The 11,978-nt window shown below is 35.6% G+C and carries 11 protein-coding genes; 9 read left to right on the top strand and 2 right to left on the bottom strand.

The window, feature by feature from the left end; genetic code table 11:
* The first annotated feature begins 3 nt into the window (after positions 1-3).
* Entirely contained in the window at positions 4-1,734 is a 1,731-nt protein-coding gene (locus M666_RS06715; RefSeq protein WP_024482042.1) for a DUF1501 domain-containing protein, read from the top strand.
* 86 nt (positions 1,735-1,820) lie between these two features.
* On the opposite strand, the gene M666_RS20485 is transcribed toward M666_RS06715, so the two are convergent.
* Positions 1,821-1,988, bottom strand: a complete 168-nt coding sequence (locus tag M666_RS20485; RefSeq protein ID WP_155854741.1) for a hypothetical protein — start codon at positions 1,986-1,988, stop codon at positions 1,821-1,823.
* A 146-nt stretch (positions 1,989-2,134) separates the two neighbouring features.
* Between M666_RS20485 and metG the strand changes: the two genes are divergently transcribed.
* From metG to M666_RS06690, 5 genes are all read left to right on the top strand, one after another.
* Positions 2,135-4,219, top strand: coding sequence for a methionine--tRNA ligase (gene metG / locus M666_RS06710; protein WP_025616061.1), 2,085 nt, complete (start codon positions 2,135-2,137; stop codon positions 4,217-4,219).
* Between the two features lie 26 nt (positions 4,220-4,245).
* Positions 4,246-4,764 (top strand): ferritin, encoded by a 519-nt coding sequence (locus M666_RS06705; protein ID WP_024482044.1) that lies wholly within the window; start codon positions 4,246-4,248, stop codon positions 4,762-4,764.
* A 316-nt stretch (positions 4,765-5,080) separates the two neighbouring features.
* Positions 5,081-7,204 (top strand): Tex family protein, encoded by a 2,124-nt coding sequence (locus M666_RS06700; protein WP_029447260.1) that lies wholly within the window; start codon positions 5,081-5,083, stop codon positions 7,202-7,204.
* 6 nt (positions 7,205-7,210) lie between these two features.
* A complete protein-coding gene (locus tag M666_RS06695; protein WP_029447261.1) occupies positions 7,211-8,113 on the top strand; it encodes a histone deacetylase family protein in 903 nt (300 codons plus the stop codon).
* A 79-nt stretch (positions 8,114-8,192) separates the two neighbouring features.
* Entirely contained in the window at positions 8,193-9,749 is a 1,557-nt protein-coding gene (locus M666_RS06690) for a M20/M25/M40 family metallo-hydrolase (RefSeq protein ID WP_029447262.1), read from the top strand.
* Positions 9,750-9,805: 56 nt separating this feature from the next.
* Here M666_RS06690 and M666_RS06685 read toward each other — a convergent pair whose 3' ends face one another.
* Positions 9,806-10,240: a hypothetical protein gene (locus tag M666_RS06685; RefSeq protein ID WP_024482048.1), complete on the bottom strand. Its 435-nt coding sequence runs from the start codon at positions 10,238-10,240 to the stop codon at positions 9,806-9,808.
* Between the two features lie 165 nt (positions 10,241-10,405).
* Between M666_RS06685 and M666_RS06680 the strand changes: the two genes are divergently transcribed.
* Genes M666_RS06680 through M666_RS06670 form a run of 3 tightly spaced genes read left to right on the top strand, consistent with a single transcriptional unit; the run spans position 10,406 to position 11,895 of the window.
* A complete protein-coding gene (locus tag M666_RS06680) occupies positions 10,406-11,068 on the top strand; it encodes a hypothetical protein (protein WP_029447263.1) in 663 nt (220 codons plus the stop codon).
* Positions 11,069-11,121: 53 nt separating this feature from the next.
* Positions 11,122-11,487: a hypothetical protein gene (locus M666_RS06675; protein WP_029447264.1), complete on the top strand. Its 366-nt coding sequence runs from the start codon at positions 11,122-11,124 to the stop codon at positions 11,485-11,487.
* A 30-nt stretch (positions 11,488-11,517) separates the two neighbouring features.
* Positions 11,518-11,895, top strand: coding sequence for a PH domain-containing protein (locus M666_RS06670; protein WP_029447265.1), 378 nt, complete (start codon positions 11,518-11,520; stop codon positions 11,893-11,895).
* The last annotated feature ends 83 nt before the right edge of the window (positions 11,896-11,978 follow it).

The raw sequence follows: 11,978 nt of genomic DNA, 5'->3' as shown, positions 1-11,978 counted from the left end.
ACTATGTGTGATACTCATAATAAAACTCCCCATAAAGGACTAGAGCATGAAGGTCATGATCTAGAGCATAAAGCTTGGAGCAGACGTTCCTTTTTACAAGCTATGGGATTAGCTGGTTCTGGTTCTATTTTACTAGGAAGTAATCTTGTAAGTGCTTCAGCTCCTTCGCCCTTAGCCAATGCTATAGCAGACACGGAGACTGATAAAATTGTAATTTTAATACGATTGGCTGGTGGTAATGATGGTCTAAGTACTGTTATTCCTATAGAGCAATATGATTTGTATGCCAATGCAAGACCTAACATATATATTCCTGAAAGCAAAATATTACGTCTAACCGATGATTTTGGCGTTCCTACTTACATGAAATCTTTAGAATCCATGTGGGGTGAAGGCCAGTTCAAAGCGGTACATGGCGTAGGGTACGGAAACCAAAGTTTATCTCACTTTACCGGTGATGATATTTTTTCAAATACAGATCTAACGACTTCTGGATTTTCAGGAGAACGTACCGGTTGGATGGGAAGACATTTTGAAGATATTTATGAAGATTATTTAATAAGTCCGCCTGCATCTCCTGCTGCCATCCAAATAGGACAATATGGAAGTTTGGTTTTTCAAGGAAACGAGACCAACTATGCATTCGTAACTAGTAATATAGATCAGTTAGAAAAAATTGCAGAAACAGGAGAACAATATGCAATTTCAGATCCTACAAATACCATATTTGGTGATTGTATGTATGGAGATCAATTGCGTTTTTTACGAGGTGTTGCCAATACCACATATGAATATTCAGGCACCATCCACGAAGCACACGAACGTGGAAAAGATTTACAATGTGTAGAATACCAAGACAATAGTTTTGCCAAACAATTGGAAATATTAGCTCGCTTAATTAAAGGAAATTTAGGTACGAAAGTATACATGATCTCCATGGGTGGTTTTGACACTCACGGAAATCAGCCTTTAGTGCACGAACGCCTAATGTCTAATTTATCTATTGCTATTAATGATTTTTACGAAGATTTAAAGTGTACCAATCAAGATGATAAGGTTTTAAGTATGACCTATTCAGAATTTGGTAGACGTATATTTGAAAACGGTTCTAACGGTACAGATCATGGTAAGGCGGCTCCAACATTATTCTTTGGTTCTGGTTTAAATGGTAGTGCTTTTGTTGGCGAACACCCTTCATTAGAAGATCCAAATGAGCGTGGTAACTTAGAGTATACTATGGACTTTAGAGATCTTTACGGAACTGTTCTGGCAGAATGGTTGTGTGTAGATAGAACTTTGGTTGAACAACATTTATTAGGACACCCTTATAAAGCTGTTAATCTTGGTTTTAATTGTAGTGGTGAAGTTTTTGATGAAATTGTTTATAGTGATGGAGAACCTACGCCACCAACACCACTAGACCCAAGACCCGAAGATCCTGTAGCAGAAATTCCTACTCCAGAATTATTAGAGGCTATTATTCATAAACCTTATTACCCAACAGATAAAACCCCACATATCTATTTAGAGATGCCATTTACGGCCCATGTAGATATTCAATTATACAATATTATGGGACAAAATGTGGGTACGGTTTACAATGAAATAATGACCGAGGGTTCTTTAGAAATAAACATACGGGAGCGCATGAGTAATTTCATCGCCTCTGGAAAATATATATACAGAATTAGAGTGCAAAATAAAAAAATGAGCAAATCCGTAATGGTTGCTTAATGCCATATTACACACCCCATTAACACCTACTTACTATGGCATCCATTTCATCCGTTTTTAACAGATGAAATGGTTTTTTATTTTAATTAAGCAAGTTTAGGCTTATCTGCATCAGTTTTGAACGCCAAAGCCTTTTTGGTTTCATAGTTTTGATCTTTATAAACCCGCGTAACTTCTTCTTTTGTGGTTTCTTCTGGCTTTTGAGCATTAGAAGTGTCTAAGGTCATTTTCTTGAAAGGTTTTTGATTACTCATAAGATTGTCTTTAGTAAAGTAACGTAAGAAAAAACCTATAATTGTGATGATACATACATTTGTAGCTATAAACTCTTGTAGTTTTTAAAAACAAAGCATACCTCTCCATTAAAAATCTTTATTTTTGTGAGCTAATTACAGAAATAATGTCCGAGAATCAGAAAAACCCTTCTAGATATACGATTACCGCAGCTTTACCTTATACAAATGGTCCAATACACATTGGTCATTTAGCAGGGGTGTACGTCCCTGCAGATATTTATAGTAGATATTTACGCCTTATTGGTAAAGATGTCGCTTTTATATCTGGTAGTGATGAGCATGGTGTTGCTATTTCTATGAAGGCAAAAAAAGAAGGTATTTCCCCTAAAGAGGTGATTGATAAATACAATGCAATCATCAAAAAGTCTTTCGCTGATTTCGGAATCACTTTTGATAATTACTCTAGAACATCTGCAGAAATACATCATGAAACTGCTTCTGAGTTTTTCAAAACAATGTATGATCAAGGAGATTTTATTGAAGAAACTACAGAACAATTATACGATCCAGAAGCAAAACAATTTTTAGCAGACCGTTTTGTTGTAGGTACTTGCCCTAAGTGTGGCAATGAAGAAGCCTATGGAGATCAATGTGAGAATTGTGGTTCTACGTTGAATGCTACCGATTTAATCAATCCAAAATCTACTATTTCTGGTGCTGTTCCTACGGTTAAAGAAACCAAACACTGGTTTTTACCTCTAGATCGTCACGAGGCATTTTTAAAAGAATGGATTTTAGACGGACATAAAAATGATTGGAAGCCTAATGTTTATGGCCAATGTAAATCTTGGATTGATGACGGACTTAAACCAAGAGCAGTAACCCGTGATTTAGATTGGGGAATTCCTGTTCCTGTTCCCGGTGGCGAAGGCAAAGTATTATATGTATGGTTTGATGCACCAATTGGATACATTTCTTCTACCAAAGAATGGGCAGCCAGAGAAGGAAAAGATTGGGAACCATATTGGAAAGATGAAAATACCAAATTGGTTCATTTTATAGGTAAAGACAATATTGTTTTTCACTGTATTATTTTCCCTAGCATTTTAAAAGCACATGGTGGATATATCTTGCCAGATAATGTACCTGCTAACGAGTTTTTAAATTTAGAAGGCAACAAATTGTCTACTTCTAAAAATTGGGCCGTATGGCTGCATGAATATCTAGAAGATTTTCCAAACATGCAAGATGTGCTACGTTATACGTTAACCGCTAACGCTCCGGAAACAAAAGATAATGACTTTACCTGGAAAGATTTTCAAGCTAGAAACAACAATGAGTTGGTGGCTATCTTTGGTAATTTTATAAACCGCGTGGTGGTCTTAAGCAATAAATACTACCAAGGGGTTATCCCTGCCCCTGGAGCATTTTCTAAAATTGATTTAGAAACTTTAGCGGAAGTAAAAAAATATCCAGAGATTATAGCTAGCTCTATAGAACGGTATCGTTTTAGAGAAGCTGGCCAAGAACTAATGACTTTAGCGCGTTTAGGGAATAAATATTTAGCTGATGAAGAGCCATGGAAAGTTATCAAGCAAGATGAAGAGCGCGTAAAAACCATCATGTTTGTAGCCCTACAAATTGCTTCTGCATTAGCTGTATTAAGTGAGCCCTTCTTGCCTTTCACCTCTACCAAATTAAAAAATATATTAAATACGAGTTCTGGCGATGCCGTAAATGGTACTACTTGGAATGATGTAACCACAAAAGAGGTTTTAATTCCTGCAGGACATCAAATAGGACAAGCAGAATTATTATTCTCTAAAGTAGAAGATGACGCCATACAAGCACAGTTAGACAAACTAGAAGCGACTAAAAAAGCGAACGAAAACGCAAACAAAGAAGTTATGCCACAAAAAGAAACCATCACTTTTGAAGATTTTTCAAAATTAGACATGCGTGTAGGTACCATTATTGAAGCGGAGAAAATGCCAAAAGCAAAAAAACTATTAGTTTTAAAAGTAGACACAGGTATTGATGTACGTACCATCGTTTCCGGGATTGCAGAAAGCTTCACCGCAGAAGAGATTATAGGTAAAAAAGTTACCGTATTGGTTAATCTTGCTCCAAGAGCCTTACGTGGTGTAGATAGTGAAGGAATGATTTTAATGACCGAAAATGCAGATGGTAAATTAGTTTTTGTTAATCCTGATACTGAAGGTGTTGGTAATGGAGAAACTATAAATTAATTAGTAACTTTAAAAAAAAGAAAAACATGTTATCAAAAACTATAGAGAACGCATTAAATCATCAAATAAAAATAGAGGCAGAATCTTCTCAGATATATTTAGCTATGGCCTGTTGGGCTGAGGTTAAAGGTCTTGAAGGTGTTGCTGGTTTTATGTATGATCAATCTCAAGAAGAAAGAGACCATATGCTAAAACTGGTAAAGTTTGTTAACGAACGTGGTGGTCATGCACAAATATCAGAATTGAGCGCCCCAAATGTAACTTTCAATTCCTTTAAAGAAATGTTCGAAAAATTATTTGAACATGAAGTTTTCGTTTCAGGAAGCATCAATGAATTAGTACATATTAGCCTTCAAGAAAAAGACTATGCTACGCACAACTTTTTACAGTGGTACGTTGCAGAACAAATAGAAGAAGAGGCGATGGCCCGGACTATTTTAGACAAAATAAATCTAATTGGTGATGATAAAGGCGGACTTTATTTATTTGACAGAGATATACAACAACTTACAATTACCTCTGCCTCAATAGATACACCTCAATAATTTAACATTTAATCTTATTTAGATTAAGTAAAAATAAGTTAGCTTTGTCTCGCAATACTTATCACGTTTGTTGTGGGCAAAAAAAAGCAGAAAAAGAAAGAAGAAAAGGCATTGAAGAAATTATCGAAAATGACTAAGGTCAAAACCGATAAAGTTAAAAGTAAGTGCTGTTCTAAATATAAAAAGTCAGAAAGCAAGCGTTGTAAAAAATGCCCTTGTTTTGATTTGATGAAAAAAGTTGCTTAATCTATTTATAAAATTCACTTAAAACCTATGCAGTTTTCTATCTTGCATAGGTTTTTAATTTATAGACTTTATGCAACTTATTCCCTACTTATTAAAGCATACCCAACTCTTAGAGAAAAATATAGCCAATACGGTAGAACTTCTAGATCAGGACTGTACCGTACCTTTTATTTCTAGATACCGAAAAGAAAAAACTGGCGACTTGGATGAGGTTCAAATTGGTGAAATTGTAAAGTACAAAGAATTATATGAAGCTTTAGAAAAGCGAAAATTGGCAATCATTAAAGCTGTTGATGAACAAGAAGCTCTTACCCCAGAACTAAAAAAGAAATTTGAAGATGCTCCAGATCTAACTTCACTAGAAGATTTGTATTTACCTTTTAAGAAAAAGAGAAATACAAAATCTGAAGTAGCTATTAAAAATGGCTTAGAGCCTTTAGCTAAAATCATCATGGCACAGAAAAATGATGATATTGATTACATCGCATCGCAGTATTTGAATGATGCCGTAGTCAATGAAGATGATGCTATTGAAGGTGCCCAGCATATTATTGCAGAGTGGATTAATGAGCGCACCGATGTTAGAAATCAAATTCGTCATCAATTAGAAAAATTTGCGCAGATTACTACGAAGGTTGTTGGCACCAAAAAAGACGATGAAAAAGCTCAGAAATTCCGTGATTATTTTGATTGGAGCGAGTCTTTAAATCGCTGTCCTTCCCATAGATTACTTGCCATTTTACGGGCAGAGAATGAAAAATTTATCCGTGTAAAAGTTGTAATTGAAGACGAACGTACGATAGAAAAAATAGAAGACCGAATTATAAAAAATCGAAGTTCTAGTACTACGTATATAAAAGCAGCCATAGAGGATGCCTACAAACGTCTTTTATACCCTTCCCTATCTAATGAAACCTTAAAGCTGGCTAAAGAAAAAGCAGACGCAGAGGCTATAGAAGTCTTTTCTAAAAACTTAAAACAACTCTTATTAGGCGCTCCTTTGGGAGAAAAACGTATTCTCGCTATAGATCCAGGCTTTAGAAGTGGTTGTAAAGTAGTTTGCCTAAGCTCTCAAGGCGATTTAGTTCATAATGAGAATATCTATCCGCATGCCCCACAAAATGATAGTACAGGCGCTATAAAGAAAATAAGTAGTTTGGTAGATGCGTATAAAATTGAAGCTATTGCTATTGGGAATGGCACCGCATCTAGAGAGACCGAGCAATTGGTTAAACGCATCATTTTTAAAAACCCAATAGAAGTTTATGTGGTTAGTGAAGCAGGAGCCTCTATCTACTCGGCCTCTAAAATAGCACGTGATGAGTTTCCTAATTATGATGTTACCGTCCGCGGATCTGTTTCTATCGGAAGAAGACTAGCAGACCCATTGGCAGAATTGGTAAAAATAGATCCAAAATCTATTGGGGTTGGTCAATACCAGCATGATGTAGATCAGTCTAAACTAAAAACATCTTTGGACACCGTTGTAGAAAGTTGCGTAAATGCCGTTGGTGTAAATATTAATACAGCAAGCGTGCCTTTGCTGAGTTATGTTTCAGGAATTGGGCCAAAACTTGCAGAAAATATTGTTGCCTATAGAAATGAAAATGGGGCTTTTACCAGCAGAACAGCAATTAAAAAAGTACCACGCCTAGGCGGAAAAGCTTTTGAACAAGGGGCTGCATTTTTAAGAATTAAAGATGCCAAAAATCCGTTAGATGATTCTGCCGTACACCCAGAACGTTATGATTTGATTAAAAGCATGGCGAAAGACAAGGGTATTTCTATCAAAGAAATTATAGGAAATAAAAGTGTCTTAGAAAGCATAAATCTCAATGCCTATTGTAGCGAAGATATTGGTTTACCTACGTTAAAAGATATTATAAAAGAATTGGAGAAGCCAGGTTTAGATACCCGCGAAAAAGCCAAAGTATTCACTTTTGATCAACAAATAAAATCGATTACCGATTTACATGAAGGACTTGTACTTCCTGGTATTGTAAACAATATCACCAATTTCGGGTGTTTCGTAGATATCGGAATAAAGGAAAGTGGTCTTATTCATATTTCAAACCTATCTGATACTTTTGTAAAAGATGTAAATGAACATGTAAGTTTACAACAACAAATAATTGTAAAAGTGATGGAGGTTGATGTGGCTCGTAAACGCATTCAGCTAGCCCTACAGAAATAACAGTACATGCTTAAAATTGCTTGTCACCCGATATACAAACATCATTTGCCAGACGGACACCGGTTCCCCATGGCGAAGTATGATTTGTTGCCACAACAATTACTGTATGAAGGTACTTGCCAAAAAGAAAATTTCTTTGAACCAGAAATCCCCAATGATAAGTATATTCTAGCCGTTCATGACGCGGAGTATTATTATGATTTATTGAATATTAAAATAGATCCTAAAGCGGCACGAAAAATTGGTTTTCCGCTTTCCGAAGATTTGGTGGAGCGTGAACGGATTATTGCAGATGGCACTATGAAAGCATGTGATTATGCATTAATACATGGAGTTGCTATGAATATAGCGGGCGGCACTCACCATGCCTATTCTGATCATGGGGAAGCTTTTTGCATGCTAAATGATCAAGCCATTGGCGCCAGATATTTACAGGCAAAAAAATTAGCTATGCAAATATTGATTGTTGATTTAGATGTGCATCAAGGTAATGGTACCGCAGAAATTTTTCAAAACGATACTTCTGTGTTTACATTTTCCATGCATGGCAAGAGTAATTACCCTTTTAAAAAAGAGGTCTCTGATTTAGACATTGCATTAGAAACAGGTACTCAAGATAAAACCTATTTAGCCCTCTTAAAAAAAACCTTGCCAGAACTTATTGAAAAAGTACAACCTAATTTCATTTTTTACTTATCTGGAGTAGACGTGTTAGCCAGTGATAAATTAGGCACTTTAGCTTTGAGTTTAGAGGCCTGCAAAAAACGGGATGAAATTGTACTCCAAGCCTGTTTTGATCACAAAATTCCTGTTCAATGTAGCATGGGTGGTGGCTATTCTCCAGATATAAAAATCATAATTGAAGCACATGCTAATACGTTTAGAATGGCACAACGCATCTTTTTTTAACATTCTCTTTAGATTTCAAAAGCACCCGCACGCAATCAAAAGAAGTATCTTAGTTTCCGAATTAATTAACGGGAACATTATGAAAACAAACAACTTATTTACCGTACTCCTGTTACTCTTTTCTTTTACAGCGAGTACGGCACAAACTACAGATGCAATTGTAGAAAAAATGGTTACGGAAGCCAATGACAATTCTCAATTAGAGGTATTGGCCCATGAACTTATGGATGTAGTGGGTCCACGACTGGTAGGAACCCCACAAATGAAAAAAGCAAGTGACTGGGCTATTGCCACTTACAAAAAATGGGGTATAGATGCCCGTATGGAAGAATACGGCAAATGGCGCGGTTGGGAACGTGGTATTACACATGTAGATTTAATTGCTCCTCGCGTGGTAAGCTTAAGCGGTATGCAATTAGCCTGGAGTCCTAGTACCGGAAAGAAAGGAATTACGGCGAATTTAATTACGATACCAGAAGTAGCAGATTCTATTGCCTTTCAGAAATGGTTACCTAATGTAAAAGGTAAGATTGTTTTGGTATCTATGAACCAACCTACTGGTAGACCTGATTACAACTGGGAAGAATTTGCAACTCCGGAATCTTTTGAAAAAATGAAAAAAGATCGCGATGCATTAGAAGATTCTTGGCGTGACCGTATGCGTAAAACAGGGTTTACGTCCAGAACCATTAATCAAGAATTAGAAAAAGCTGGAGCTTTAGGTATCATTCAGTCCAGATGGTCTAATGGATTTGGTGCAAACAAAATTTTCAGTGCCAATACCAAAAAAATTCCAGTTGTAGATTTATCCCTAGAAGACTATGGGCTAATTTATAGAATGACTGAAAATGGGGATCAGCCAAAATTAAAAGTTGTTGCCGAATCTAAAGAACTAGGAACTGTCCCTACTTTTAATACACTAGCAGAAATAAAGGGAACAGAATTTCCTGAGGAATATGTAATTCTATCTGCGCATTTTGACTCTTGGGATGGTGCTACGGGAGCCACTGATAATGGTACCGGAACCATCACGATGATGGAAGCCGCTCGTTTGCTAAAAAAATTCTATCCAAACCCAAAAAGAACTATTTTAATAGGACTATGGGGAAGTGAAGAACAAGGTTTAAACGGGTCTCGTGCTTTTGTTGAAGATCATCCAGAAATTATTGCAAATGTACAAGCAGTATTTAATCAAGATAACGGAACAGGGAGAGTGGTGAAAATTTCTGGACAAGGTTTCTTACATGCCTATGATTATATTGGAAAATGGTTAGAAGCCGCTCCAAAAGATATTACAAAACAAATTGAGACTACTTTTCCTGGCGTTCCTAGTACTGGTGGCTCTGATTATGCTTCTTTCGTTGCTGCGGGTCTCCCTGCTTTTTCTTTGAGTTCTTTAAGCTGGAGCTATTGGAATTACACGTGGCATACTAACTTAGACACCTATGATAAAATTGTTTTTGATGATGTGCGAAATAATGCCATATTAACTGCTATAATGGCGTACAAAGCAAGTGAAGATCCTGAAAAAACTTCTCGAGAGAAATCGGTTTTACCAATAAACCCAAGATCAGGAGAACAACGTACATGGCCAGAACCACGATCTCCAGAACGCGATGGTGGCAAAATTGAATAACTATTGGATATAAAAAAAGCGGTCTATTTAGACCGCTTTTTCATTCCTGAAATTAATTATAAAATTCCAACTCCTACACGTACAGATGGCACTCGTACGCTAGTTCTTACGGTTGTCCTATTAGAAGGACGGTAATAATTTCTGTTGTAGCCATAATAGTAATAGGTAGCATGGCTGTAATAATGTGTGCTATGATGGCAATGATCATCACAATGGTTATAATGTTCTGCATACGCATCACGTTTGCCTTTCATATAGGCGCGGTATGCTTTTCTATCACGCTTCTTTAAATCTTTCTCATAAGCTTGTTGCTCATCCCAAAATTCTTCTTCAGTAATTTTATCGTCTGCCGTAAACTCTTGTTCGTATTTAGCATCTTCCAATGCCCGTTGCTCATAATAAGTTTTAGCAGCTATTTTTTCTTCTGTTTGTGCTTGTAACCCTAAAGTTGCGAATACCGCTAAAAAAGGTAGTAGGTGTATTTTTTTCATGCTTTAGTTATTTAAATTAAGAAATGGTTTAAATTTCCTGTTCTGCTTCTAAAACAATTGAAATGCAAAATACCCTACTTTTTATCTCTCACTGATCCACGATATGCAATAAAATAATAAAGGATTTGTTCTATGTTTAAGTAATATATAAATAGACTTTTTAAAATGGGATTCAACTTATCTGGTATTGCAATTAATAAAAATTTTGAGGCTGATTTTGATTACCTACAAGAAAAACTTGGATGGAATCTAGAAAAACAATCTGAAATTGACTTTGAAACTGCATCTTCCAATTGGAAAGATGAAGGAATCTGTGATGTGTATTTTTCTGAACAGGGTACTTTATTATTCATTAGTATGGATCGATGTACGGAATCTTTTTCTATTGAAAACCAGAATGTATTAACCTTTGCGCTCTCTGAAACTTCCATGGCATTTAATATTATTTACACGGAGAACTGCATCGAAAAAAGGTCTATCATGCAGGTTGAAGATCATAGAATGCATGATGAAGGAGAGAAATTAGCTGTAGAATCTACCTCTGAAGATCCTTCAGAAATAATTTGGAACCAAATGGGAGTAGTACTCGGCAAACCTTTTTGGGATATTGCACCCGATGCTAAAGCCACCCGATACATTTTTAGCATTTCCAAAACCCAATTAAAAAAAGAAGCAAAATCTACGAAATCAGAAATAACAGTTCCAAAAGACGGGAAAATCACTTATGAAAGTGAAAGTGACCAAGGATCAATAAAAACAAAAAAGCAAGCCCCCAATCCTATAAAGACACCAGCAACCGAAAAAAAATGGTGGGAGTTCTGGAAGTAAGGAACTTTTTATACTTTAGAGTGTAAACAACCAAACTATTAAAAACCAAAACTATGAATATAGCAGCTTACTTAATACTAGGAGGAATTATCTTAGCCTTAGTGATAAACTTCGCAATTAGCTCAAACAATATATTTAAAATAGTCTCATATTGTTTAGAACAAAATTCTGTTAGTAACTATTGGACTATGTTTTTTAAAAGTAGTTTCAGTTTTAGAGCTTTAATTTCTTCAACACTTGGATTAATCGTTGCTTTAATGATTTTTCTAGTAATTACACCCTATATTCTAATCCGTAGTTTTTCTAAAAAAGAATCCCTTATTAATGCCGCAGAATTATCTGAACCAGTAAAAGAGTCTTATTTAAATTCTGAAGTTCAAAAAACCAAAGAAGACCCTAACAGGTTTATGCCGAAATAAATAATTAGAACAAACTAAATAAAATAACACATGGGACTACTCAATAAAATATTAGGTAATGCAAGCGAAGTTTCGATAGACAAGCTTCAAGAAAAATATGGTCGACTATTATTAGACAATGAAATGGTAGAATTAGGGTTTAAACTCTTCCGCGATACGTTCATGTTTACTAACAAACGTTTAATTCTCATAGACGTACAAGGATTAACGGGTAGTAAAGTACAGTACCAATCTTATCCTTATAAAAGTATATCTAGATTCTCTTTAGAGACTGCAGGAACTTTTGATTTAGATGCCGAATTAAAAATTTGGATTTCTAGTGAAGACATTCCGTCTGTAAGTAAAAAATTTAATAAGAGTATTGATGTTTATGAAGTACAGAAATACTTGGCTAGTAAAGTGATGTAAAGCAAAGATGAATGTCCATTTTTACAGTTTTTATAATTGCCTATGAAAACTTGATGGGTTCGTAGTGAAAGAATTAAGATACT

This window comes from Cellulophaga baltica 18 (assembly GCF_000468615.2).
GTDB lineage: Bacteria > Bacteroidota > Bacteroidia > Flavobacteriales > Flavobacteriaceae > Cellulophaga > Cellulophaga baltica.
This window is presented reverse-complemented; position numbering and strand designations above follow the sequence as displayed.

Bases quoted from the DNA above. Each gene is read 5' to 3' on its own strand.
- M666_RS06715 (WP_024482042.1), top strand. From the start codon at position 4: ATGTGTGATACTCATAATAAAACTCCCCATAAAGGACTAGAGCATGAA.
- M666_RS20485 (WP_155854741.1), bottom strand. From the start codon at position 1,988: ATGAGTAATCAAAAACCTTTCAAGAAAATGACCTTAGACACTTCTAAT.
- metG (WP_025616061.1), top strand. From the start codon at position 2,135: ATGTCCGAGAATCAGAAAAACCCTTCTAGATATACGATTACCGCAGCT.
- M666_RS06705 (WP_024482044.1), top strand. From the start codon at position 4,246: ATGTTATCAAAAACTATAGAGAACGCATTAAATCATCAAATAAAAATA.
- M666_RS06700 (WP_029447260.1), top strand. From the start codon at position 5,081: ATGCAACTTATTCCCTACTTATTAAAGCATACCCAACTCTTAGAGAAA.
- M666_RS06695 (WP_029447261.1), top strand. From the start codon at position 7,211: ATGCTTAAAATTGCTTGTCACCCGATATACAAACATCATTTGCCAGAC.
- M666_RS06690 (WP_029447262.1), top strand. From the start codon at position 8,193: ATGAAAACAAACAACTTATTTACCGTACTCCTGTTACTCTTTTCTTTT.
- M666_RS06685 (WP_024482048.1), bottom strand. From the start codon at position 10,240: ATGAAAAAAATACACCTACTACCTTTTTTAGCGGTATTCGCAACTTTA.
- M666_RS06680 (WP_029447263.1), top strand. From the start codon at position 10,406: ATGGGATTCAACTTATCTGGTATTGCAATTAATAAAAATTTTGAGGCT.
- M666_RS06675 (WP_029447264.1), top strand. From the start codon at position 11,122: ATGAATATAGCAGCTTACTTAATACTAGGAGGAATTATCTTAGCCTTA.
- M666_RS06670 (WP_029447265.1), top strand. From the start codon at position 11,518: ATGGGACTACTCAATAAAATATTAGGTAATGCAAGCGAAGTTTCGATA.